General features: G+C 29.2%; 22 protein-coding genes. All 22 read left to right on the forward strand.

Annotated features, from left to right (window positions below; all coding sequences use genetic code 11):
- Positions 1 to 57 precede the first annotated feature (57 nt).
- The 22 genes from BUA70_RS04960 (at position 58) to BUA70_RS05065 (ending at position 26384) form a co-directional block, all read left to right on the forward strand.
- Entirely contained in the window at positions 58 to 4410 is a 4353-nt protein-coding gene (locus tag BUA70_RS04960) for a PolC-type DNA polymerase III (protein WP_072894113.1), read from the forward strand.
- Positions 4411 to 4613: 203 nt separating this feature from the next.
- A complete protein-coding gene (rimP, locus tag BUA70_RS04965) occupies positions 4614 to 5084 on the forward strand; it encodes a ribosome maturation factor RimP (RefSeq protein WP_072894115.1) in 471 nt (156 codons plus the stop codon).
- Between the two features lie 20 nt (positions 5085 to 5104).
- A complete protein-coding gene (gene nusA, locus BUA70_RS04970) occupies positions 5105 to 6217 on the forward strand; it encodes a transcription termination factor NusA (RefSeq protein WP_072894117.1) in 1113 nt (370 codons plus the stop codon).
- 25 nt (positions 6218 to 6242) lie between these two features.
- Positions 6243 to 6509, forward strand: coding sequence for an RNase P modulator RnpM (gene rnpM, locus BUA70_RS04975; protein ID WP_072894119.1), 267 nt, complete (start codon positions 6243 to 6245; stop codon positions 6507 to 6509).
- Positions 6502 to 6807: a ribosomal L7Ae/L30e/S12e/Gadd45 family protein gene (locus tag BUA70_RS04980; RefSeq protein ID WP_072894122.1), complete on the forward strand. Its 306-nt coding sequence runs from the start codon at positions 6502 to 6504 to the stop codon at positions 6805 to 6807. The genes rnpM and BUA70_RS04980 overlap by 8 nt, the downstream gene beginning before the upstream one ends.
- A gap of 39 nt (positions 6808 to 6846) precedes the next feature.
- Positions 6847 to 8892, forward strand: coding sequence for a translation initiation factor IF-2 (gene infB, locus BUA70_RS04985; protein WP_072894124.1), 2046 nt, complete (start codon positions 6847 to 6849; stop codon positions 8890 to 8892).
- 12 nt (positions 8893 to 8904) lie between these two features.
- Positions 8905 to 9255, forward strand: coding sequence for a 30S ribosome-binding factor RbfA (rbfA, locus tag BUA70_RS04990; RefSeq protein WP_072894125.1), 351 nt, complete (start codon positions 8905 to 8907; stop codon positions 9253 to 9255).
- Position 9256: 1 nt separating this feature from the next.
- A complete protein-coding gene (locus tag BUA70_RS04995) occupies positions 9257 to 10213 on the forward strand; it encodes a DHH family phosphoesterase (protein WP_072894127.1) in 957 nt (318 codons plus the stop codon).
- A complete protein-coding gene (gene truB / locus BUA70_RS05000; RefSeq protein WP_072894130.1) occupies positions 10214 to 11092 on the forward strand; it encodes a tRNA pseudouridine(55) synthase TruB in 879 nt (292 codons plus the stop codon).
- Between the two features lie 11 nt (positions 11093 to 11103).
- Entirely contained in the window at positions 11104 to 12033 is a 930-nt protein-coding gene (locus BUA70_RS05005) for a bifunctional riboflavin kinase/FAD synthetase (RefSeq protein ID WP_072894133.1), read from the forward strand.
- Positions 12034 to 12153: 120 nt separating this feature from the next.
- Positions 12154 to 12417, forward strand: a complete 264-nt coding sequence (gene rpsO, locus BUA70_RS05010; protein ID WP_072894136.1) for a 30S ribosomal protein S15 — start codon at positions 12154 to 12156, stop codon at positions 12415 to 12417.
- A gap of 84 nt (positions 12418 to 12501) precedes the next feature.
- The gene (locus BUA70_RS05015; protein WP_072894139.1) at positions 12502 to 14610 is read left to right on the forward strand and encodes a polyribonucleotide nucleotidyltransferase; all 2109 of its coding nucleotides are present in this window, start codon (positions 12502 to 12504) and stop codon (positions 14608 to 14610) included.
- Between the two features lie 276 nt (positions 14611 to 14886).
- Positions 14887 to 16158 carry a M16 family metallopeptidase gene (locus BUA70_RS05020; RefSeq protein ID WP_072894142.1) on the forward strand — a complete coding sequence of 424 codons (1272 nt, stop codon included), beginning with the start codon at positions 14887 to 14889 and terminating at the stop codon, positions 16156 to 16158.
- Between the two features lie 165 nt (positions 16159 to 16323).
- On the forward strand, positions 16324 to 16605 hold the full coding sequence (locus tag BUA70_RS05025) for a YlmC/YmxH family sporulation protein (RefSeq protein WP_072894145.1): 282 nt from the start codon (positions 16324 to 16326) through the stop codon (positions 16603 to 16605).
- Between the two features lie 13 nt (positions 16606 to 16618).
- Complete coding sequence (dapG, locus tag BUA70_RS05030) at positions 16619 to 17818, forward strand: aspartate kinase (RefSeq protein ID WP_072894148.1); 1200 nt, start codon at positions 16619 to 16621, stop codon at positions 17816 to 17818.
- Positions 17819 to 17970: 152 nt separating this feature from the next.
- On the forward strand, positions 17971 to 18597 hold the full coding sequence (locus BUA70_RS05035) for a ClpP family protease (protein ID WP_242977342.1): 627 nt from the start codon (positions 17971 to 17973) through the stop codon (positions 18595 to 18597).
- Between the two features lie 79 nt (positions 18598 to 18676).
- Entirely contained in the window at positions 18677 to 20980 is a 2304-nt protein-coding gene (locus tag BUA70_RS05040; protein WP_242977321.1) for an FtsK/SpoIIIE family DNA translocase, read from the forward strand.
- Between the two features lie 72 nt (positions 20981 to 21052).
- Positions 21053 to 22390 (forward strand): 30S ribosomal protein S12 methylthiotransferase RimO, encoded by a 1338-nt coding sequence (gene rimO, locus BUA70_RS05045; RefSeq protein ID WP_072894157.1) that lies wholly within the window; start codon positions 21053 to 21055, stop codon positions 22388 to 22390.
- Positions 22374 to 22964: a CDP-diacylglycerol--glycerol-3-phosphate 3-phosphatidyltransferase gene (gene pgsA, locus BUA70_RS05050; RefSeq protein ID WP_072894160.1), complete on the forward strand. Its 591-nt coding sequence runs from the start codon at positions 22374 to 22376 to the stop codon at positions 22962 to 22964. The genes rimO and pgsA overlap by 17 nt, the downstream gene beginning before the upstream one ends.
- Positions 22965 to 23113: 149 nt before the next feature.
- A complete protein-coding gene (gene recA / locus BUA70_RS05055; RefSeq protein ID WP_072894164.1) occupies positions 23114 to 24175 on the forward strand; it encodes a recombinase RecA in 1062 nt (353 codons plus the stop codon).
- Positions 24176 to 24428: 253 nt separating this feature from the next.
- A complete protein-coding gene (gene rny / locus BUA70_RS05060; RefSeq protein ID WP_072894167.1) occupies positions 24429 to 25970 on the forward strand; it encodes a ribonuclease Y in 1542 nt (513 codons plus the stop codon).
- Positions 25971 to 26123: 153 nt separating this feature from the next.
- Positions 26124 to 26384, forward strand: a complete 261-nt coding sequence (locus BUA70_RS05065) for a stage V sporulation protein S (RefSeq protein WP_072894170.1) — start codon at positions 26124 to 26126, stop codon at positions 26382 to 26384.
- Positions 26385 to 26661: the final 277 nt, after the last annotated feature.

Genomic DNA, 26661 nt, shown 5'->3' on the forward strand with positions numbered 1-26661 from the left:
ATATATAACTTCTTTTTAGTATGTTTTACTTAAAGTAAATAAAGGAGGAGGTTGAATTTGGGTTCAGAAGCTTTAAAATTAATTACAAAAGAAATAAATAAAAACGAAGATTTATCTTTAAAAGAGGTAAAGTTTTCAAGATTTCAATATTTGAAGAAAAATAATTTACTAAAAGTTATTTTAAGATCAGGTGAAGATATAAGTAATGAGGAAGAAAACTTTATAAAAACTGTAATAAAAAATGTTTTGAACTTAGAAATAGATATACAACTTCTTTGTTATAAGAATATTTCTCAAATAAGTTTAGAGGAAATAATAAAAAAGTATTGGATGGATGTAGTAGGAGAGCTTATAAGAAAATTTCCAGTGGCTAAAGATTTTCTTTTAAATTCTAATAAAACCATAGAAGAAAATAGTTTAGTCTTAAGTTATGGAAATGACTTTATATGTAAGCACTTTAAGCAAAAATCCTTAGATACTTTCATAAAGAATATATTATATGATGTTTTTGGAATAAAGACCTTAGTTAAAATTAATTTTGATAAATCTTTAGTATTTAAAGATTATAATAAATCAAAAGAAGTAGAAAATAACAATATTATAAAGAATGCTTTAAAAGAAATTAAGGTTTCAAATAATAGCAATACTATTTCTTCAGAAAACAAAAAGCAGGAAAAACCAAAAAATAATAAAAAATATGACTCAAATAAACCTAATAGATTTAGAGTTGAAGCTGGAGAGAAAAATGAAAATACAATTCTTGGTCGTCAAATTACAGATCAAGTTATAAAAATTACAGATATAGATGAAACATCAGGTTATGTAGCTATAGCTGGAGATATTTTTAAAACAGATATCATAGAAACTAAAACAGGAAGAGTTATATTAACCTTTGCAATAACAGATTATACAAGTTCTATTAAAGTTAAAGTATTCTTAAAACCTAAGGATGTTGAAGAGGTATTAGAAAAGGTTAAAAAAGGTCTCTACTGTAAAGTAAGAGGGGAAGCTATAATGGACCCTTATGAAAGAGAAGTAGTTATTATGGGTAGAGATATAAATAAATTAGTAAAAATAGAAAAAATGGATATGAGTGAAGAAAAGAGAGTTGAGCTTCATTTACATACAGCTATGAGCAGTATGGATGGAATGACTCCAGCTGGTAAATTAATTGAAAGAGCAGCAAAGTGGGGGCATCCAGCAGTAGCTATTACAGACCATGGAGTAGTTCAGGCATTTCCAGAAGCACAGGATGCAGCTAAAAAGCATGGGATTAAGGTAATTTATGGTGTGGAAGGATATTTAGTAGATAATGGAACTCCTATAGTTTTACATGAAAATGGGGGAGATATTAATTCAACCTTTGTTGTTTTTGACCTTGAAACTACAGGATTTTCTAGTAAAAATAATAAAATTATTGAAATTGGAGCAGTTAAAATTAAGGATGGAGAAATAGTAGATAACTTTAGCTATTTTGTTAATCCAGAAGTTTCAATACCTTATAAAATAACAGAGCTTACAGGAATTAATGATGATATGGTAAAAGATGCAGAAACTATAGAAAAAGTTTTACCAAAATTTATGGATTTTATAGGAGATTCTATTGTAGTTGCTCATAATGCAGGTTTTGATACAGCTTTTATTAAAAAAAATTGTAATGATTTAAATATAGAATTTAAAAATCCTATAATGGATACAGTACCACTTGCAAGGTTTTTATATCCAGAACTTAAAAAGGTTAAATTAAATATAGTTGCAAAACATTTAGGTATTTCCTTAGAAAATCATCATAGAGCAGTTGATGATGCTAAAGCTACAGCAGATATACTTCTTGTATGCTTTAAAAAATTAGAAGAAGAGATGAATATAAAAACATTAAAAAATTTAAATGAAGTGTATTTAAATAATGTAGATATAAAAAAGCAACCAATGTATCATATAATAATTTTAGCTAAAAATCAGGTAGGACTTAAAAACTTATATAAATTAGTTTCGAAATCTCATCTTGAATATTTTTTTAAAAAACCAAGACTTCCAAAGTCTTTGATTGAAGAACATAGAGAAGGGCTTATAATAGGATCTGCCTGTGAAGCTGGGCAGGTTTTTAGAGCGGTTTTAGATGGAAAAAGTAATGAAGAACTAAATAAAATATCTAATTTTTATGACTATTTAGAAATTCAGCCTATAGAAAATAATAAGTTTTTATTAGAAAAGGGAATGGTTAAAGATGTATTTGAACTTGAAGAAATAAATAAAAAAATATACGACTTAGGAAAAGAAAATAATAAGCCAGTAGTTGCTACTTGTGATGTTCACTTTATGGATCCTAAGGATGAGGTTTTTAGAAGAATAATAATGGCAGGTCAAGGATTTAATGATGCAGATAATCAACCTCCATTGTATTTTAGAACTACAGAAGAAATGCTTAAAGAATTTAGTTATTTAGGAGAAGATATTGCAAAGGAAGTTGTAATTTATAATACTCAAAAGATTGCAGAAGAGGTTGAAGCTGTAAAGCCAATACCAGATGAAACTTATCCACCTAAAATAGATGGGGCAGAGGAAGATATTAAAAATATGACTTTAGAAAAAGTTCATAGTATATATGGAGAAAATTTACCAGAAGTTGTACAAAAAAGATTAGATAAAGAGCTTAATTCAATAATAAATAATGGCTATGCCGTTCTTTATCTTATAGCTCAAAAATTAGTTGCGAAGTCTTTAGAAGATGGATACTTGGTAGGATCTAGAGGATCTGTTGGTTCATCTTTTGTAGCTACTATGTCTGATATAACAGAGGTTAATGGACTTCCTCCTCATTATGTTTGTCCTAATTGTAAACATAGCGAATTTTTTTTAGATGGTTCTGTAAGTTCAGGAGCTGACCTTGAAAATAAGAAATGTCCAAAATGTGGAGCGGAATATATAAGAGATGGTCATGATATTCCCTTTGAAACTTTTTTAGGCTTTGAAGGAGATAAGGAGCCAGATATAGACCTTAACTTTTCGGGAGAGTATCAGGCAGTAGTTCACAAATATACAGAGGTTCTTTTCGGAAAAGGTTTTGTGTTTAAAGCTGGAACTATAGGTACTGTTGCAGAAAAGACTGCCTATGGATTTGTAAAGAAGTATCTTCAAGAAAGAAATATGGTGGTGTCTCAGGCTGAGATAGATAGATTAACTATAGGATGTACTGGAATAAAAAGAACAACAGGTCAACACCCTGGAGGTATAATGGTTGTACCTCGAGATAATGAGATATTTAATTTTACTCCAATACAGCATCCAGCAGATGATAACGACACTGATATAATAACTACTCACTTTGATTATCATTCAATTAGTGGTAGATTATTAAAATTAGATATACTAGGACACGATGATCCTACAGTTTTAAGAATGCTTCAGGATTTAACAGGAGTAGACCCTAAAACAATTCCACTTAATGATAAAAAGGTATTGAGTCTTTTTACTTGCCCAGATGCTTTAGGAGTTACTAAAGAAGAATTAGGATGTGAAGTTGGAAGTTATGGATTACCTGAATTTGGTACGAAATTTGTAAGACAAATGCTTATAGATACAAACCCTCAAACTTTTTCAGACCTTGTAAGAATTTCTGGGTTATCTCATGGTACTGACGTTTGGCTTAATAATGCTCAGTATTATATAAAAGAAGGATATACAACTCTTAAAGACTGTATTGCAACAAGAGATGATATTATGATTTATTTAATTCATAAAGGGGTTCCGCCTAAAACAGCCTTTAATATAATGGAAAAGGTTAGAAAGGGAAAGGGGGTTTCCGAAGAATTTGAAAAAATAATGAGAGAAAACAATGTTCCAGACTGGTATATAGAATCCTGTAAAAAAATAAAATATATGTTTCCTAAAGGTCATGCTGTTGCATATGTTATGATGGCAGTTAGAATTGCTTACTTTAAGGTATATTACCCTGAGGCGTATTATACAACTTATTTTACAGTAAGAGCAGATGATTTTGATGCAGACTTAATCTGTAAAGGTGAGGGAGCTATAAAGGCTAAGATGGAAGAATTATATTCCCTGGGAAATAATGTAACTCAAAAAGATAAGGGACTTTTAACAATCCTTGAACTTTCATATGAAATGTATAAAAGAGGAATTAAATTTTTAAAAGTAGATTTGTATAAATCCTGTGCAACTAAATTTAAAATAGAAAAAGAAGGTATAAGACCTCCTATAAATGCTCTTCAAGGTGTTGGAGATAATGCTGCAAAGAGTATTGTAGAATGTAGAAAAGATGGAGAGTTTATATCAAAGGAAGATTTAAGAATTAGAGCTAAAGTATCAAAAACAGTTATAGAAACTCTAACAAATCATGGATGTTTAGAAGGAATGCAAGAAACTAATCAATTAAGTTTATTTGGATAAATAGTTCTTGTATTACATTAATTACTGTGTTAATATAAAACTAGAAGTTTATTTATAGCAAATTTAAAGGAGCGGGCAAAAAACCTGCTCTTTCTATTTGTAAACGCAACTAAATAGTTGCGTTTTTGCTTAATTAAAAATCATTAGGGTATACTAAGTTTATTATATGATTTTTAAAAAAATTTAATAAGGAGTGATTACAAGTGAAAAAAGATGTACTCGTGAGTAAGTTAAACGAACTAATTAAACCTATTGTTTGCCAACTTAACTATGAATTGTATCACTTAGAGTATGTAAAAGAAAATAATGAATTTTATTTAAGGATATATATCGATAAAGAAGAAGGATTTATATCTTTAACTGATTGTGAAACAGTAAGTAGAGCTATTAGTGAAATACTAGATACAGAAGATCCAATAAAAGATCCTTATTATCTTGAAGTGTGTTCACCAGGCTTAAATAGAGCATTACATACAGATGAGCACTATAAAAAATACATAGGCTCAGAAGTTTTAGTTAGATTTATAAAAAGCTTAAATGGTAAGAAAAATGTAAAAGGATTCATTGAAAAGATAGATGAAGAAGCGCTATATGTAAAAGAGTTAGATAGTGAAGAAATAGTAAGAATTCCAAAAGACAAGATTAAATCAGTAAATCTTGAAGGGGAGCTATAATTTAGAGGAGGGTAAAAATCATGAATGAAGAGTTTATAGGTGCTTTAAAGGAAATAGTAAAGGAAAAGGGAATAAGTGAAGATTTACTTTTTGTAACTATTGAAGATGCACTTGTAGCAGCTTATAAGAAAAACTATGCTAATACTGGCTCAAATGCTCAAAATGTTAGAGTAAGCATGAATAGAGAAACAGGAGAAATACATGTCTTTTCACAAAAAGTTGTTGTGGATGACGTATATGATGATGTAACAGAAATTTCAATAGAAGAAGCTAATGAAATAAGTCCTAGATACAAAGTTGATGATATTGTAGAGCTTGAAGTTACACCAAGAAACTTTGGAAGAGTTGCAGCTCAATTAGCAAAGCAAGTTGTTATCCAAAGAATAAAAGAAGCTGAAAGAAATATAATATATAATGAATTTATAGAAAAAGAATTTGACATAATAACAGGTACAGTAATAAGAAAAGATAAAGGTAATGTTTTTGTAGACCTTGGAAGAATTGAAGCTATTTTAGGACCTAATGAGCAAATGAAAGGTGAAGATTATAACTTTAACGAAAAGTTGAAACTTTATATAGTTGAAGTTAAAAACACATCAAAAGGAGCTCAAGTTTTAGTTTCAAGAACTCATCCAGGATTAGTTAAAAGATTATTTGAACTAGAAGTTCCAGAAATATTTGAAGGCATAGTTGAAATAAAGAGTATAGCAAGAGAAGCAGGATCAAGAACTAAGATAGCTGTTTATTCAAATGATGAATCTGTAGATCCTATGGGAGCTTGTGTTGGTCCTAAAGGTGTTAGAGTTCAAAATATAGTAAATGAGCTTAAAAATGAAAAAATTGATATAATAAAGTGGAGCAAACTTCCAGAAGAATATATTGCTAACGCTTTAAGTCCTGCTAAAGCTTTAGATGTAGAAGTTGATGAAGAAAATAAATCTGCAAAAGTTGTAGTAGATGATAATCAATTATCATTAGCAATAGGAAAAGAAGGTCAAAATGTTAGATTAGCAGCAAAATTAACTGGTTGGAAAATAGACATAAAGAGCAAATCACAAGCAGAAAAAGCTTTAGAAGAAGCTTCTTTTGAAGAAATAGAAATTATTGAAACAGTTGAAACTGTTGAAGAATAATACATGATTAGAGGAGGTGGAGTTTATGAAACCTAGAAAAATTCCTTTAAGAATGTGCAATGGATGTATGGAGATGAAACCTAAAAAAGAACTTATAAGAATAGTTAAAAGTCCTGAAGGTGAAGTTTCTTTAGACCTTACTGGTAAAAAATCAGGAAGAGGAGCATATATCTGTAGAGATTTAGAGTGTTTAGAGAAGGCTTTTAAAGCTAAAAGACTAAACAAAAACTTAGAAACAAATATCAGCGAAGAAATATATGAAAGATTAAGGAATGAAATTTGTAATGAATAATAAATTTTATAGTTTTTTAGGATTAGTAAAAAGATCAGGTAATCTTTTAGAAGGTTATAATCGCTGTGAAGAAAACTTAAACAAAAAAAGGATTTACTTGTTTATATTCTCAAAAGAATTGTCTTTAAAATCTAAGGATAAATTTCTTAAAATTTGTAAAGATAAAGAAATACCATATATTGATGAGCTTAGTAAAGAAGAACTTGGATTAAGTTTAGGAAGAAAAGAAATTAATATTTTAGGTGTTACAGATAAAAATATGGCGGAAAAATTAATCAAAAACAGTGAGAGTGTTTAAAAGTAAATTCCTTATTGAATATAATTCGGGGGTGAATATATGTCTAAAATAAGAGTATACGAATTAGCTAAGGAATTAGGCATATCAAGCAAAGACTTGATAACAATATTAATGGATGAATTTAGCATTGAAGTTAAAAACCACATGAGTGTAATTGAAGACGAAGATGCAGAGCTTATAAAGGAATTATTAGGCGGAAATTCAAGTGAAGATAAGACTATAGTAGATGAGTATGAAGAAATAGTTGCAGAAGAAGTTAACCAAGGAGGAAAAAAGAAAAAGAAGAGAAAACAATCCTCTAATGGTTCACAAGAAGATGGATTACAAGAAGGAGAAGTAATTGAAATTGGAGAAACTATAACTGTTAAAGATTTAGCTGAAAAATTAAAACAGCCAAATACAGAAGTTATAAAGACTTTAATGTTCAATGGTGTAATGGCAGCTTTAAATCAAGAGATAGACTTTGATACTGCAGAAAAAGTAGCAGAAAAGTTTGGAATTTTAGTAGCGCCATTAGAAGAAGACGATACTTTAGAAGATTTTGAAGAAGAAATTGTAGAAGGAGAAACTTTAGAAAAGAGACCTCCTATAATTACTGTAATGGGTCACGTTGACCATGGTAAAACTTCATTACTTGATGCTATAAGAAAAGAAAAAGTAACAGAATCAGAAGCTGGTGGAATAACTCAGCATATAGGTGCTTATACTGTTACATTAAATGGAGAAAAGATAACTTTCTTAGATACTCCAGGTCATGAAGCTTTTACAGCAATGAGAGCTCGTGGTGCTCAAGTTACAGATATAGTTATATTAGTTGTTGCAGCAGATGATGGAATAATGCCTCAAACTGTTGAAGCTATTAACCACTGTAAAGCAGCGAAAGTTCCGATGATAGTTGCAATAAATAAAATAGATAGACCAGGAGCAAATCCAGATAGAGTTAAGCAAGAGTTAACAGAACATGGATTAGTTGCAGAAGACTGGGGTGGAGATATTATTTGTGTTCCAGTTTCAGCTAAAACTAATGAAGGAATAGATACCTTATTAGAAATGGTTCTTTTAACTTCAGAAATGTTAGAGTTAAAAGCAAATCCAGCTAGAAAAGCTAAAGGAACTGTTGTTGAAGCTAAGCTTGATAAAGGAAGAGGAGCAGTTGCTTCATTATTAGTACAAAACGGAACTCTTCATAAGGGAGATTCAATAGTAGTTGGATCAACTTATGGTAGAATAAGAGCTATGTTTGATGATGATGGTAAAAAGATAAAAAGTGCTGGTCCATCAATTCCTGTAGAGATTCTTGGATTATCAGAAGTTCCAGCTGCTGGAGATAGATTTGTAGTAGTTAAAGACGAAAAAACTGCAAGACAAATGGCTGAAAGCAGAAAAGAAAAAACAAGACAAGAAAAATTAAATGCATCTCACAGGGTTTCATTAGAAGATTTATATAATCAAATAAAAGAAGGTAAAGTTAAAGAATTAGCTATAATAGTTAAAGCAGATGTTCAAGGTTCTGTTGAGGCTATAAGATCTTCTTTAGAAAAGCTTTCAACTGATGATGTTAAAGTAAGAGTTATACATGGTGCTGTAGGTGCTGTTACAGAAACAGATATAACATTAGCAACTGCTTCAAATGCAATTGTAATAGGATTTAACGTAAGACCAGATGGTAATGCAATTGCAGCTGCTGAAAAAGAAGGCGTTGATGTTAAAACTTATAGAATTATATATGATGCAATTGAAGATGTTAAATCAGCTATGATAGGTATGCTTGAGCCTGATTACAAGGAAGTTGTACTTGGAAGTGCAGAGGTAAGACAGGTATACAAAATATCAAATGTTGGAACAATTGCAGGTTGTTATGTTTTAAATGGTAAATTAACAAGAAATGCAGATGTAAGAATAATAAGAGATGGAATAGTAATTTTTGATACAAAACTTTCATCATTAAAGAGATTTAAAGATGATGTAAAAGAAGTTAATTCAGGTTATGAATGTGGATTAAGCTTAGAAAAGTTTAATGACATTAAAGAAGGCGACATAATAGAAGGCTATGTTATGGAAGCCGTAGAAAGAAAAGAACTATAAAGAGGTGATATAATGCCTAACTATAGAGGTGGAAGAATTAACGAAGAAGTTAAAAAAGAGATAAGTGATATTATAAGAAATGATATCAAGGATCCAAGATTAACTGCTATGATAAGTATTACTCAAGTAAGTGTTACTAAAGATTTAAGATATGCTAAGGTTTTTGTAAGTATCTTTGGAAAAAATGAAGAAGAGAAAGAAAATTCATTTTTAGCACTTAAAAAATCTAGTGGATTTATTAGAAGAGAAATTGGTCATAGAATAAATTTAAGATATACTCCAGAAATTATTTTTGAGCTTGATAACTCAATAGAGCATGGTATGCATATAGATGCTCTAATAGAGAAAACTAAGGAGAAATAAAATGGAGCTTAATAAAATTGCAGATATAATTAAAGAAAAAGAGAATATAGGTATAACTTATCATGTTTCCCCAGATGGTGATTCAATAGGAAGTTCTCTAGCTTTACTGCAGTGTTTAAGGAAGATTGGAAAAAAAGCTTATATATTATCAAGGGATTCAGTTCCTGATAATATGAGCTTTCTTCCTTATAGCAATGAAATAAATTTAGATTTATTTATTCCTTTAGATAATATGGATTGTGTTATTGTTTTAGATTGTGGAAATTGGGAAAGAATCTCTGCAGATCTTAAAGACTTTAAAGGTGATATAATAAATATTGACCATCATATATCAAATGATAAATATGGCAAATATAATTATATAGATTGTAATGCAGCAGCAACAGCTGAGATAGTATATGATCTTATAGAATGTTTAGAAGTAAAATGTACAGAGGATATGGCAAAATGCATGTATGTATCCTTAGTAACAGATACAGGATCTTTCAGACATTCAAATACCACAGAGAAAACCCATTTTATTGCAGGAAAATTAATAGGTTTAGGACTTAATACTTCTAAAATACACAGTAATCTTTTTGATAATAAACCTTTTGAAAAATTAAAATTAATTGGAGAGGTTTTAACTAATATGGAACTTTTAATAAATAATAAAGTTGCAGTTTTAGAAATAAAAAAAGATACTGTAGAAAGACTTAATCTAAATCTTCAAGATACATCTGATGTAGTTTCTTTTGGATTACAAATAAAAGGTGTTGAAGTGGCAGTACTGCTTAAGGAAACAGATGAAGGAATAAAGGGAAGTTTAAGATCTAAAAATGAAGTAGATGTAAGAAAAGTGTGTGAAGTTTTTGGTGGTGGCGGACATATAAAAGCCTCAGGTCTTAAAATAAAAGATAAAAGCATAGAAAAAGCAAAAGAATTAATATTAGAAGAATTAAAAAAAGAGTTGATATAGATGAATGGAGTAATAAATGTATTTAAAAATACAGGAATGACCTCCTTTGATGTGGTAAGTAAAATAAGAAAACTTTCAAAGATAAAGAAAGTTGGTCACACAGGAACCCTTGATCCAGAAGCTTCAGGGGTTCTACCTGTATGTTTAGGAAAAGCAACAAAAATAATAGATTATATAATGAGTAATGAGAAAACCTATGAGGTAACTTTAAAGCTTGGTGTAGTTACTGATACCTATGATTTAGAAGGTAAAGTTATAAGAGAAGGTGATTCTTCTACTTTAAAGGAAGAAGAAATCCTCTCAGTTATAAATACATTTAAAGGAGAAATAGATCAAATTCCTCCTATGTATTCCGCTTTAAAGGTTAATGGTAAAAAACTTTATGAACTTGCAAGACAAGGAATTGAGGTGGAAAGAGAACCTCGTAAAATAACTATTTATGATATTTATGATGTAGATATATCAAATCCATTTATAGTTATGAAAGTAAGATGCTCTAAGGGAACTTATATAAGAAGCTTATGTTATGATATTGGTGAAAAGTTAGAATGTGGAGCTGTTATGACTAAACTATGCAGAACAGAAAATGGTCCTTTTAAAGAATCTAATAGCATCAATATAGAAGATTTAACAGAAGAAACTATAAAAGAAAATATAATAACTATAGAGGAAGCTTTAAAGGCTTTTCCAAAGGTTATTGTAGATTCTAAATTTACTAAACTTTTAATAAATGGAGTAAAAGTTGGTGATAGCCGTTTATTAAAAGAGAAAATTCCAAATAATACAATATATAGAGTTTATGATGATAAATTAAATTTTATAGGATTAGGAAAGAAAGATGAATTAGGGTTTAAGATAGTTACGCTATTGTATGAATAAGAGGTAGAAAAATGATAGTAATTAACGAAGACTTTAATAAAAAACTAGATAAAAATACATTTATAGCCTTAGGTAGTTTTGATGGAATACATTTAGGTCATTTATCTCTTATAAATAAGGTGGTTTCTTTAGCAAAAGAAAAAGACTTTTATAGTATGGTTTTTACCTTTAAAAATCATCCACTTTCATTAATAGATAAAAATAAAGTTCCAAAGCTTATTATGAATAATAATTATAAACTTGATATTTTAGATAGTTTAGATGTTGATATAGCTTGCTTAAGAACCTTTGACAAAAGTCTTATGGAGTTATCACCAGAAGATTTTATACTTATGTTAATAGAAAAATACAATATGAAAGGCGTAGTAGTAGGTTTTAATTATAGATTTGGCTATAAAAATTTAGGAGATATTACCTTACTTAAAAGATTAAGTGAAAAGTATAACTTTAAATTAGTAGTTATAGACGCTTTCAAATATAATAGTGAAGTAGTAAGTAGTACAAGGATTAGAGAAGCTTTAAAAGATGGAAAAGTTGAAGAAGCAATGAAAATGCTTTCAAAACCTTATATGGTTCAAGGAAAAGTTGTAATGGGAAGACAGATAGGTAGAGAGATAGGTTTTCCAACAGCAAACCTAGAACTTGATGATAGATATTTAATACCTAAAATAGGAGTTTATTATACTAATATAAAATGGAATAATGAAATTTTTAAAGGTATAACATCAATAGGGCATAATCCTACTGTTGAAGGTAAAAAATTAACTATAGAAACCTATATATTAAATTTTAATAAAAATATTTATAATGATGAATTAAAATTATATTTTATTGAAAGAATAAGAGATGAAAAGAAGTTCAATTCTATAGAAGATCTAAAAATACAACTTATTAAGGATAAAAATGTAGCAAAAGAAAGAAAAATAATGATAAATATATAAAAATAGATTTACAATTAAAAAGTCATTTGTTATAATACGGTTGTGAACCTTATTCTAAGATAAAAGCTTCACCATCTTTTTTCTTGGAGTTAGGCGATAATATTTTGGAGGTGTAAACACATGGATAAAGCAAGAAAAGAAGAAATAATCAAAACTTATGGAAGACATGAAGGAGATACTGGATCAGCAGAGGTTCAAATAGCTCTTTTAACAGAAAGAATCAAATCATTAACTGAGCACTTTAAGACTCATAAGAAAGACCACCACTCAAGAAGAGGTCTTTTAATGATGGTTGGACAAAGAAAGGGTCTTCTAAACTACTTATACAAGCAAGATATCGAAAGATACAGAGCTATAATTAAAAAATTAGGTATAAGAGGTTAATATATAGAGCGGTTAATCCCGCTCTATTATTTTAAAATATTTAATGTAAAAGTTTTATGGTTAAAACGAAGGGAGGTATAACCCATGAATAAAAGTCACAGTGTAAATATAGCAGGTAGAGAAATGAAAGTAGAACTTGGAAACATAGGAATGCTTTCTAATGCAGCTATTTTTATGAGTTATGGGGATACAGTTATATTAACTAATACCAATGCATCTGAAAGTCCAAGAGACGGAATCGACTTTTTCCCACTAAGTGTGGAATATGAAGAAAGATTATATGCCGTAGGTAAAATACCAGGAGGATTTATCAAAAGAGAGGGTAAACCTTCAGAAAAAGCAATTCTTAATGGAAGAGCTATAGATAGGCCTTTAAGACCGCTATTTCCAAAGGGATATAGAAATGACGTACAGGTAGTATGTACTGTTGTATCTGTAGAAAAGGATAATCTTCCAGAAATTCTAGCTATTAATGCTGCATCAACAGCATTATGCCTATCAAGTATTCCATTCACAACACCAGTAGCAGCTGTTCAAGTAGGAATAGTAAATGGAGAGTTCGTAATAAATCCAACATCAAAAGAAAGAGAAGAAAGTACTTTAGCTTTAACTGTTTGTGCAACTAAAGATAGAGTAATGATGATAGAAGCTGGCGGAGACGAAATAGAAGAAGAAAAAATGATAGAAGCTATAGAATTTGGATTTGAGGCATGTAAAAAAATAGTAGCTTTCCAAGAGGAAGTTATGGCTAAATTCGGAAAAGAAAAAGTAGAGCCTGTCTTATATAAAGTAGATGAAGAGATAGAAAAAGAAGTTAGAGAATTTTCTTTTGATATGATAAAAGATGCTATGTACATTACTGATAGAGACGAAAGAAATGCAGCTATGGATATAGTAAAGGAAAAAATATCAGAAGAATTTAGTGAAAAGTATCCAGATAATCAATCAGATGTAAATGATGTTGTTTATAGAACACAAAAAGAAATTGTTAGAAATATGTTATTAAAAGATCACAGAAGACCAGATGGTAGAGCTTTTGATGAAGTTAGACCAATAAGCTGTGAAGTTGGAATATTACCAAGAACTCATGGAACAGGATTATTTACAAGAGGCTTAACTCAAGTTATGACTGTTGCAACACTTGGAGCTATAGGTGATGTTCAAATCTTAGATGGAATTGGTGAAGAAGAATCAAAAAGATATATGCACCATTATAATTTCCCAGCATACAGCGTTGGAGAAGTTAAGCCATTAAGAGGACCAGGAAGAAGAGAAATAGGTCATGGAGCTTTAGCAGAGAGAGCTTTAGAGCCACTTATACCTTCAGAGGAAGAATTTCCATATACTATTAGACTAGTATCAGAGGTTTTAAGTTCTAATGGATCAACTTCTCAAGCATCAGTTTGTGGATCTACTTTAGCTTTATTAGATGCAGGAGTTCCAATTAAAAGACCAGCAGCAGGTATTGCTATGGGACTTATAACTTCAGAAGATTTATCAGAAGAAGAAGTTTTAACAGATATACAAGGTATAGAAGACTTCTTTGGAGATATGGACTTTAAAGTTGCAGGAACAGAAAAAGGTATAACTTCAATTCAAGTTGATACAAAAATTGCTGGATTATCAGATAACTGTATAAGAAATGCAATTCATGGTGCAAGAAAGGCTAGATTATTTATCTTAGAAAAGATAAAAGAATGTATACCAGCACCAAGAGAAGAAGTTTCACTTTATGCGCCTAAAACTTCTACATTACAAATAGATCCAGAGAAAATTAGAGATGTCATTGGAGCTGGTGGTAAGGTTATAAATAAGATTATAGCTGATACAGGAGTTAAGATAGACATAAAAGATGATGGAAAGATATTTGTAAGTTCACCAGATCATGAAGGTGTAAATGAAGCTATTAAAATAATAGAAGGTTTAACTAAAGAAGTTAAAGTTGGAGAAATTTATCTTGGTAAAGTAATAAAAATTGCTCAATTTGGTGCTTTTGTTGAAATATTACCAAATAAAGAGGGATTAGTTCATATATCTAAATTAGATGTAAATAGAGTAAATAAAGTTGAAGATATTGTATCTGTAGGAGATGAAATATTAGTAAAGGTTACTGATATAGATAATCAAGGAAGAATAAATCTTTCAAGAAAAGATGCGATTATAGATAAAGAAGAAAAGAAAACTGAAGAATAAGCTTAAAAGGGCAACTAATAATTGCCTTTTTATTTTAATAATTTTAAGCTATGAAATTTTAGTATAAAATTATTTAAATTTGAGCAGTATAAGTTTTAGAATAGTAAAAATTAGCTACATATAATATTAATAATTAAGAATCCTTAATTATTAATATTTATATAAAAAAGTATATTATAAATCATTTTAATCAAAGGAATCTCCTTTGATTTTTTTATATTAATATTGTAATATAAATTTATTATACTTATATTTAAAAAGGAAGTGATTGATTATATGTATAATTTAATAACCCTTCCTAATGGCTTAAGAATAGTTACAGAATATATAGAACATGTTAATTCTGTAAGTGTAGGCTTATTAGTTGAAAATGGTTCTAGAAATGAAAATGAAAAAAATAATGGTATTTCACATTTTATAGAACATATGTTTTTTAAAGGAACTAAAAATCGTTCTTCAAAGAGAATTGCAGAAGAAATAGAAAATGTAGGTGGGCAAATAAATGCATATACAAGTAAAGAGTCTACCTGTTACTATTTAAAGACTTTAAATACACATTTAGACTTAGCCCTAGATATATTATCAGATATGATGTTTAATAGTAACTTTCATGAAGAAGAAATAAAGAAAGAACAAAGTGTAGTTATAGAAGAAATTAATATGGGAGAAGATAGTCCTGAGGAAGTTTTAACAGATCTTCATGGAAAAGCTACCTTTAGAGATAATTCTTTAGCTTTACCTATATTAGGAACTAAAGATACAGTAAAATCTTTCAATCATAATAAAATTGTAAGTTATGTAAAAAGTAAATATACTCCTAAAAATACAGTGTTGTCTATATGTGGTAAATTTGATTCTAAAGAGCTTAATGAATTAATTAATAAATATTTTAAAAATTGGACTGTAAAAGATGATAAAGAAGTAATCTATGATACTCCAGAAATTTACAATGACTTTTTGTTTAAAGAAAAAAATATTGAGCAGCTTAATATAAGTTTAGGATTAAAAGGTATGCCTATAGGAGATAAGAAAAATTATGGTCTTATACTTTTAGCAAATATCTTAGGTGGAGGAGCTTCATCTGTATTATTTCAAAAAATTAGAGAAGAAATGGGAATGTGTTATTCAATATATTTATATCCACTGTCTTATAAAAATGTAGGTACATTAAACATATATGTAGGATTAAGTCCTGAGTCTTCAGAAAAAGCTATAATAGCTATAAAAAATGAACTTTCTAATTTTTCTAAAAAAGGAATAACTAAAGAGCAATTAGAAATAAATAAAGAAAAATTAAAAGCTAATTATATATTAGGGTTAGAAAGTACAAGTAGTAGAATGTTTAGTAATGGAAAAGCAGTTTTATTTTTAAATAGGTTAAATAAGCCAGAAGATATAATAAAAAAAATAGATAGCATTGATATGGACTTAATAGAAGATATACTAGATAATTCTATTAAACCAGGAATTTTAAATGGTGCTTTTGTAGGTAAAAAAATAGATTATGAAAAATTATCTATTTTAGCTCAAAAAGATACTTATGTTTAGCTAATATATACTTAATTTAATAAATTTCAAATCAATATTTAAAACTGTATATTTACTAAAAACTATAATATTAAAATATACTTTACTTTATATAATAATTATAATTTTGGAAAGAGAATAAACTATCTCTCCTTATCATAAAATTTATGGTAAGGAGGGATTTCTATGGAGTTAGATGGAAACTGCAGACTTTTAAGTGATCTTGAAAGATGTGAAGTATTCAACATAAATGATGGAGATAAGTATAACTCTTTAGGGAGTAATGATATACTAATAGATGACAACGGTAATTTAAGGTATTTAATAATAAATGTTAATTCAGCTAAGTTTAGTTTGTTTTCTAGCAATGAGTTTTTAGAAATACCTTGGGATAACGTAAAAAAAATAGGAACAAAAGCAATAGTACTTGATATAGATGATGATCAAGTAAAAAGAACAAAGCTATAAAGGAAGTGAGAATTTGAAGATTATCGTTCAAAAATTTGGAGGAACTTCTGTTTCTACAATTGAAAAAAGAAATTTTGTAATAGAAAAGGTTGAAAATGCCATAAAGGAAGGATATTCTCCTGTAGTAGTTGTGTCTGCAATGGGAAGAAAAGGAGAACCTTATGCAACAGATACACTATTATCTTTAATTAATGATGATTTCAAAGCGTTAAATAAACAAGCTGCCGATTTACTTATGGGTTGTGGTGAGATAATAAGTTCTGTTGTAATGTCAGAAAATTTAAGTAAAAGAGGGATAAAAGCAATACCTTTAACTGGGGGACAGGCAGGTATTATAACAAATTCTAATTTTTCAGAGGCAGATGTAGTAAAAACAGATACAGCTAGATTGATGAATTTATTAAAAGAAGGCTATGTACCAGTAGTTACAGGATTTCAGGGAGTAGATGAAGAAGGCTATTTAACTACTCTAGGAAGAGGTGGAAGTGATACTTCAGCAGCTATATTAGGAGTAGCATTAAATGCAGAAGAGATTCAAATATTTACAGATGTTGATGGAATAATGACTGCTGACCCTAGAATTGTAGAAGATGCTGCTTTAATAGATGAAATAAGCTATAATGAAGTTTTCCAATTTGCAGATCAAGGAGCTAAAGTAATACATCCAAGGGCAGTAGATGTAGCTATGAAGGGAAATATTCCTTTAGTTATAAAAAATACTCTATCAAATTGTAGAGGAACTATTATAAATAATCTTGGAGATAAGACTGGTAAGAGAATAATAACTGGAATAACTCATATGGCTAATAGAATTCAAGTAAGAATTATTAAAGATAATAATAAGGGTAATTGTAATTATAAATTAATTTTACAAACCTTAGCAGAAAATAATATAAGTTTAGATCTTATAAACATATTCCCTGATAAAAAATTCTTTACTATAGATAGTAAAGATAAAAGTAATCTAATAAACATATTAGATTGCTTATCAATAAAATATGACTTAGTAGAAGATTGTAGTAAAGTTTCTATAATAGGTTCTGGAATGAAAGGTATACCTGGTGTTATGGCTAGAATAATTAGTACATTAGATAACGAAAAAATAGAAGTGCTTCAAACAGCAGATTCTCATATGACTATTTGGTGTTTAATACATTCAGACAAAGTAAGAGATGCTATAAAAATACTTCATAAAGTATTCATGCAAAACTAAGAATAATATTCTCTCCTAAGTGCAAACTATAAAATATTGGAGGGAATATTATGAATAGAGAAGATTATAAAGAAGATAAAAAAGAACAAGTTCAAGTAAAAAAAGAGGTAAATTCATCAATCAATAATGAAAAAATAGAATCTATAAAAGAGATGGGAACCACTTCTTTAGTAGATAAAAATGAAAAAGTATATGTTTTACCTATTATAGGGCAAATAGAAGGTCATGGAGTTTTGCCGCCGCAAAGTAAGACTACAAAGTATGAACATGTAATACCTCAACTTATTGAAATTGAACAAAAGGATTCTGTAGAAGGAGTTTTTATAATATTAAATACTGTAGGAGGAGATGTTGAGGCTGGGTTAGCTATAGCAGAGATGGTAAGAAGTCTAAGTAAGCCTACAGTATCTTTGGTTATAGGTGGGGGACATTCAATAGGAGTTCCTCTAGCTACTTCTTCTGATTACTCCTTCATATCTCCATCAGCAACAATGATTGTTCATCCTATAAGAATGAATGGATTAGTAATAGGGGTTCCACAAACCTTTAAATATTTTCAAAAAATGCAAGAGCGAATTAATGACTTTATAGTGAGAACTTCTAATATAAACATTGAAACATTAAGAAGCTTGATGCTTCAAACAGATGAACTATTAAATGATATGGGAACTATATTAATTGGGAAAGAAGCAGTAGATATAGGTCTTATAGATGAAGTTGGTGGAGTTAAAGAATCTTTAAAAAAATTAGATGAATTAATAGAAAAAAATAAGTCGTAGGTTATAACCTACGACTTATTTATGCTATAATAAAGGAGTTTGTACTTTGACGTAGAATTTATAAAGCGAGGTGAGATTTTTGGCAAGAAAAAGACAAAGTAGAAGAAGTAATACAAAAAAGAAAACAGATATAAAGGGAGTTTTATATATAGTAGTAGCAATACTTTTAGCTATAAGTTTATATAGTGATTCTGTAGGATATCTTTCTTATTTTTCAAAAAAAATATTTGTTTCTTTAATAGGAATAGGAGCTTTTGTGCTGCCTATTTATCTTGTATACATTGCAATTATATATATAAGAAATAAAGGAAAATTTGCATTAACTAATGGATTTATATTGGGAACCATAATATTTTTAAATACTCTATTATTTGTACAAACACTATCCTTTGATAATTATTATGATTCTTCTAGTATAACCAATTCTCTAAGTACTATAATAAATTCTGGAAAAGTATTTCATGGTGGAATAATTGGATATTTAATTACTTATCCTATCCATAAGTTAGTAGGTAGTTTAGGAACGTATATAATCATTATAGCGGTATATATTATATGTGCTATGGTAATTTTTGATATCTCTTTAGGAGATATAATTGATATGATTAAAGAAGGAAGAGAGCATGGAATAAAACTTTCCAAAACAAATGATAAAAATGAAGGAACTATAATTATGGAAAAACAATCTCCTTTAATAGAAATTAAAGATGAAAATTCTAAAAAGGAAGATGAGATAAAAGGTATAAATAAAAAAATAAAAATTCTTGATTTTATGAAAAATTCTGTAGTAGAAAATACTACTAGTAATAAGGAAGAAATATACTCTAAAGAACCTGAAATAGAGGTTATAGAATATGATTCTAAGTCAAATAAAAAGCAATCTTTAGATAATGAAGTTAAAGAATGTGTAAATAAAGAGTTATCAGAAAAACTTAAAGATAATAAAATACAAGAAGAATATATTTATCCAACATCAGATCTTTTAAATACTAATAGCAGTTTAAATATGAAAAAAGAAGATAAAAAGGATCTTTTATCAAGTGCAAATAAACTTGAAGAAACCTTAAGTTCCTTTGGAGTAGAAGCAAAGGTTACTCAGGTTACTAAAGGACCATCTGTTACAAGATTTGAACTTCAACCTAGTGCAGGAGTTAAGGTAAGTAAAATAGTGAATCTTTCTGATGATATAGCTTTAAGCTTAGCTGCAAATGGAGTTAGAATAGAAGCTCCTATACCAGGAAAATCAGCAGTAGGTATAGAGGTTCCTAATAAAGATTTATGTTCAGTATTTTTAAAAGAAGTTATAGACAGTGACGAGTTTTTAAATTCTCATAAAAATTTAGCTTTTGCAATAGGAAAGGATATAGGAGGAAAGTGTGTTGTTGGGGATTTAAGTAAGATGCCTCATATGCTTATTGCAGGGGCTACAGGTTCTGGTAAAAGTGTATGTATAAATACTATAATAATAAGCTTACTATATAAGTATTCTCCAAATGAAGTAAAACTTTTAATGGTAGATCCAAAGGTTGTTGAATTAAATGTATACAATGGAATTCCTCATCTTTTAATTCCAGTGGTAACGGATCCTAAAAAAGCAGCAGCGGCTTTAAATTGGGCTGTGAATGAAATGACTAGAAGATATAAACTCTTTGCAGATAATGGTGTTAAAAATATAGAATCTTATAATAATATGTTTGATAAGGGAATAATAGAAGAAAAACTTCCTTGGATTGTTATTATAGTAGATGAGCTTGCAGATTTAATGATGGTTTGTCCTCATGATGTAGAAGATTATATAGGAAGATTAGCTCAAATGGCAAGAGCTGCAGGAATGCATTTAGTTATAGCAACTCAAAGACCTTCTGTAGATGTAATAACTGGAGTTATAAAAGCTAATATACCATCAAGAATTTCCTTTGCTGTATCTAGCCAAGTTGATTCAAGAACTATACTAGATTCATCTGGCGCTGAAAAACTTTTAGGTAAAGGGGATATGCTTTTCTATCCAGTAGGAGAATCAAAACCTTTAAGAATTCAAGGAGCATTTATTTCAGAGGAAGAAATAGAAAGAGTTGTTGATTTTGTAAAAGGATCTAAACAAGATGTAGAGTATGAAAAAGATATAATTGAGCATATAAATAATGAAGCTACAAATAAAATAAATTCAGAAGAAAAAGATGAACTTCTAGATGAGGCTATTAAAATAGTAGTTGAATCAGGTCAAGCATCTACATCTTTTCTTCAAAGAAAACTTAGAATAGGATTTAATAGAGCCTCAAGGATTATGGATCAATTAGAAGAAAATAATATAATTTCACAAAAGGATGGAAGTAAACCAAGACAGGTATTGATTTCAAAGTCAGATATAGATAATATAGAATAAAAAATACTTGTTTTAAATAGAAAACAGTTTTAAAATTAATGTGTAAATCTAATAAACTTAGGAGGAATGACATTGGGCAAATATAAAGTAGGAATAGTTAGTTTAGGATGCGATAAAAATAGAGTAGATTCAGAGATAATGCTTGGAAAGTTTAAATCTGATTATGAAATTACAAATAATCCTAAGATGGCAGACATAATAATAGTTAATACTTGCGGATTTATAGAAAAGGCAAAACAAGAATCAATAGATACTATTCTTGAAATGGCAGAATATAAAAATAAATATAATTGCAAGCTTTTAATAGCAACTGGTTGTTTAACTCAAAGATATGGGAAAGAATTAGAGGAATTAATGCCAGAGATAGATATTATGCTTGGAGTTAATGACTATGATAGAATTGATAAAATCATTAGTAATTTTGCAGCAGAACATAAAAAAGTGATACAATTAAATTATAGTGATAAAACTATAAATGAAGGTGAAAGAATTATTACTACAGATAAAGAAACTGCTTATATAAGAATTTCTGAAGGATGCGATAACTTCTGTACCTATTGTATTATTCCAAAAATCAGAGGAAAATTTAGAAGTAGAGATATGGAAAGTGTATTAAAAGAAGCTAAGGCTTTAGCTCAAAATGGAGTAAAGGAACTTATATTAATAGGTCAAGATACTTCAAAGTATGGAGTAGACTTATATGGAGAAAAGAAATTAAGTGTACTTATGAATGAATTAAGCAAAATAGAAGGTCTTCAGTGGATAAGACTTATGTATTGCTATCCAGAAGAAATAGATGAAGCTTTAGTTAAAGAGATAGCTTCAAACAATAAGATTTGTAAATATATTGATTTACCAATTCAACATATCAGTAATAAAATTTTAAAGCTTATGGGCAGAAAAACAACAAAAGAAGATATATTAGGGAAAATTGATTTATTAAGAAAAGAAATTCCAAATGTTATAATTAGAACTTCTTTGATTGTAGGTTTTCCAGGGGAAACAGAAGAAGACTTTAAAGAGCTTAAAGATTTTCTAAAAGAGTATAAATTAGATAAAGTAGGAGTATTTAGTTATTCACAAGAAGAGGGAACTCCAGCGGCTAAAATGGATAATCAATTAGATGAAGAAACTAAAAAACAAAGAGAAGAAGAACTAATGTTAGTGCAACAGAAGGTGTCCTATGATATAAATAAAAACAAAATAGGAAAAGTTTATGATGTAATAGTAGAAGGGGTTAAAGGGGATCACTATTATGGAAGAAACTTTGAAATGGCACCGGAAATAGATGGAAATGTGTATTTTAAGTCAAGTGATAAACTAGCAAAAGGAGATATTATAAAAGTAGAAATCACAAAAACACTTGAATATGATTTAATGGGAGTTGTTTATAATGAATCTTGCAAATAAATTAACCATACTTAGAATATTTCTAGTACCTATATTTCTAATATTTATAGCAATAAAAGATGTAGCTTATGGTACATTTATAGCTACGTTTATATTTATTTTAGCATCTTTAACAGATAAGTTAGATGGATATATTGCGAGAAGTAGAAATCAAATTACTAGATTTGGTAAATTTATGGATCCTTTAGCAGATAAATTACTAGTAACTTCAGCTTTAATCTCATTAGTAGAGTTACAGGTTATACCAAGTTGGGCAGCAGTAATTATAATTGCTAGAGAGTTTGCAGTATCAGGTCTTAGAACAATAGCAGCAGCAGAGGGAACTGTTATTGCAGCTAGTAAGTGGGGAAAATTAAAAACTGTTATTCAAATAATAGCTATAATATTATTATTAATTCAAGTTAATATAGGAATGTCTAAAGATTTAACAGATATGGTAGTTAACAGTTCTGCGTTAACAACATTTTTTAATTATGCTCCTAAGATAATGCTTTATTTAGCTGTTATTATAACAATAATTTCAGGAATAGATTATTTTGTTAAAAATAAAGATGTAATAAATACTGAAAAATAAAGGTTTAAGTAAATAAATATTGGTCAATAATTAGAATATAAAAGTTCCTTAATAATATTATAAGGAACTTTTATAATATCATTGACTAAAGATAAAGTATACATTATAATTATATTAGAACAAACGTTCGTAGAGAGGAAGGTGCTATAATGGCAAATATAGATATGGAAAAACTAAAAGCTATTGAAGCTGCTATGGGTCAAATAGAAAAGCAATTTGGTAAAGGTTCAATAATGAAATTAGGAGAACACAGTGCTTTAAATATTGATGCAGTTTCAACTGGCTGTCTTGATTTAGATATAGCTTTAGGAATTGGTGGAGTACCAAGAGGAAGAATAATAGAGATATATGGACCAGAATCTTCAGGTAAAACAACAGTAGCTCTTCATATAGCAGCAGAAGCACAAAAAGTAGGCGGAGCAGTGGCGTTTATAGATGCAGAGCATGCTTTAGATCCAAGTTATGCAAAGGCACTAGGAATTGATATAGATAATCTTATAGTTTCACAACCAGATACAGGAGAGCAAGCTTTAGAAATAACAGAAGCTTTAGTAAGATCAGGTGCAGTAGATGTAGTTGTAGTAGACTCTGTTGCAGCTTTAGTTCCAAGAGCAGAAATAGAAGGAGAAATGGGTGATTCTCATGTAGGACTTCAAGCAAGACTTATGTCTCAAGCTTTAAGAAAACTTGCAGGTACTATAAATAAGTCAAAATGTGTAGCTATATTTATAAACCAATTAAGAGAAAAAGTTGGAGTTATGTTTGGAAATCCAGAAACAACTCCTGGCGGAAGAGCGTTAAAGTTCTATGCTTCTGTAAGAATGGATGTAAGAAGAATAGATTCTATCAAACAAGGAGACGGTATAACAGGAAATAGAACTAGAGTTAAAATAATGAAAAATAAAGTGGCTCCTCCATTTAGGCAAGCAGAGTTTGACATTATGTATAATGAAGGTATTTCAAGAACTGGTAATATAGTAGATGTTGGAGTAAAAGAAGAAATAATTCAAAAAAGCGGAGCGTGGTTCTCATATGGGGATACAAGACTAGGTCAAGGAAGAGAAAATGCTAAGCAATATTTAAAAGATAATCCAGATTTAGCTTTAGAAATAGAAAATAAAATAAGAGAAAAATATGGACTTCCATTAGCTACAAATCCAGTTAAAATAGAGGAAAATAAAAGTAGTAAAAATGAATCTAAGGATAAATAAAAAATAAATCGCAATTTGCGATTTATTTTTTTGTTATAAATACAAAAAAACTGTTAATACTAGTTGTATAGAGGGATTGAAGGCAAACAGGGAAAGTTCCTTTATCTTGACATTACTTATTTTTTAATATAAAATAATAACAAATACTGGTTTAGCATATTCAATATTTTACAGTGCGAATAATATGGCACCTTTCTACGCTTTCATATTTCTAAAGATATATTCATTGAAATAATGCGAAGGAGGTGTTAATATGAATATTTGGATAGCTATTGCTATTGATATTTTAGTATTAGTAGTTTTAGGAATTATTCAATATAATATGATACAAAATGTGTCAAAAAATAAAATATCAAGTCTTGAACAAGAGGCAGAGCATAAATTAGAAGAAGCTAAAAAGGATGCAGAAGCAACCAAAAAAGAAGCTATCTTAGAGGCAAAGGAAGAAGTTCATAGACTTAGAACTGATTTTGAAAGAGAATCTCGTGAAAGAAGAAACAAAATTCAAAGATTTGAAAGAAGATTAATACAAAGAGAGGAATCTCTCGACAAGAAAAGTGAAACATTAGAAAAAAGAGACGAAAATCTTAACAGAAAAGTTCAAGAAGTTGAACAGCTTGAGGAAGCAGTTAAAGAACTGCATAATAAACAAAGAGAAGAGCTTGAAAGAATATCTGGACTTTCAAGTGAGGAAGCAAGACAATTACTATTAGATGAGATTAGTAAGGAAATAAAACATGACTCAGCGATTATGATAAAAGAAGTAGAGGCGAAAGCTAAAGAAGAGGCTGATAAAAAGGCCAGAGAAATCATAACCACAGCAATTCAACGTTGTGCTGCAGATCACGTTTCAGAATCAACCGTTCACGTTGTAGCTCTTCCAAATGATGAAATGAAAGGAAGAATCATTGGTAGAGAAGGAAGAAATATCAGAACTCTAGAAACATTAACTGGTGTTGATTTAATTATAGATGACACTCCAGAAGCGGTAATACTTTCAAGTTTCGATCCTATAAGGAGAGAAGTTGCAAGAATTGCTTTAGAGAAACTGATTGTGGATGGCAGAATTCATCCAGCTAGAATAGAAGAGATGGTAGAGAGAGCAGTTAAAGATGTAGAAAATGACATTAAGGAAGAAGGAGAACAAGCAACCTTTGAAACTGGTGTACATGGATTACATCCAGAAATAATTAAACTTCTAGGTAGATTAAAGTACAGAACTAGTTATGGCCAAAATGTGTTAAAACACTCAATTGAGGTATCATATTTAGCAGGTTTAATGGCATCAGAACTAGGCTTAGATGTAACTTTAGCAAGAAGAGCTGGGTTACTTCATGATATAGGTAAAGCAGTAGACCAAGAATATGAAGGTCCTCATGCTCTAATAGGTGGAGACTTAGCTAAAAAGTATCATGAGTCACCAGTAGTTGTTAATGCTATAGCGGCTCACCATGGTGATGTAGAAATGATATCATTAGAAGCAGTTTTAGTTCAAGCAGCAGATGCTATTTCAGCTGCGAGACCAGGTGCAAGAAGAGAAACTCTAGAAGCATATATTAAGAGATTGGAAAAATTAGAAGAAATTGCAAATTCATACGAAGGTGTAGAAAAGTCATATGCCATTCAAGCTGGAAGAGAGATTAGAATTATGGTTAAACCAGAGCAAGTTGATGATGCGGGTGCTACTGAAATGGCAAGAAACATCGTTAAGAATATAGAAGAACAATTAGAATATCCAGGACAAATAAAAATAAATGTAATCAGGGAAACTCGTGCTGTTGATTACGCAAAATAAAAGCTAATAAAATACAATTTGTGAAAACAAATTGTATTTTTTTTCATATATAAATAAATTTCGCCAAAATAGAAGGAGTTTATAAAGATTTATAGAATATATATAATTGTAAACGATATCTAATAATATTATATTCTAGGAGGTCAAAACATAATGGAAGTATTAAAAGTTTCAACAAAATCTAACCCTAATTCAGTTGCAGGAGCTTTAGCTGCAATAATAAAAGAAAAAAATATAGTAGAAATTCAAGCGGTAGGAGCTGGTGCAATAAATCAAGCTGTAAAGGCAATAGCAATAGCTAGAGGATTTGTTGCTCCAAGCGGAAAGGATATAGTATGTGTACCGGCATTTACTGATATTGAAATAGATGGAGAGGAAAGAACAGCTATTAAGTTAATTATTCAACCAAGATAATTAATAAGAGAATTTTAAAAGATTAATTAATTTAAAAACAGGGAAGTAAGATTTTACTTCCCTGTTTTTTTATTTAATAAAAACTATTAAATTTATTAATAAAATAAGGCTATAATCAAAGGTTTCAGAATAGATTTTATAGAAAGATCTTTACTACTTTTTATAAATTGAAAGAAAATTATTTTTTAAAAAATGCAATAAAAGTATTTACATAATTGCAAAACTGATGTTATAATCAGACATAAGTTATGTAAAAGGCTATAAAATGAAAGTTAAA

Origin of the sequence: Clostridium fallax (genome assembly GCF_900129365.1) — a bacterium.
Lineage (GTDB): Bacteria > Bacillota > Clostridia > Clostridiales > Clostridiaceae > Clostridium_AH > Clostridium_AH fallax.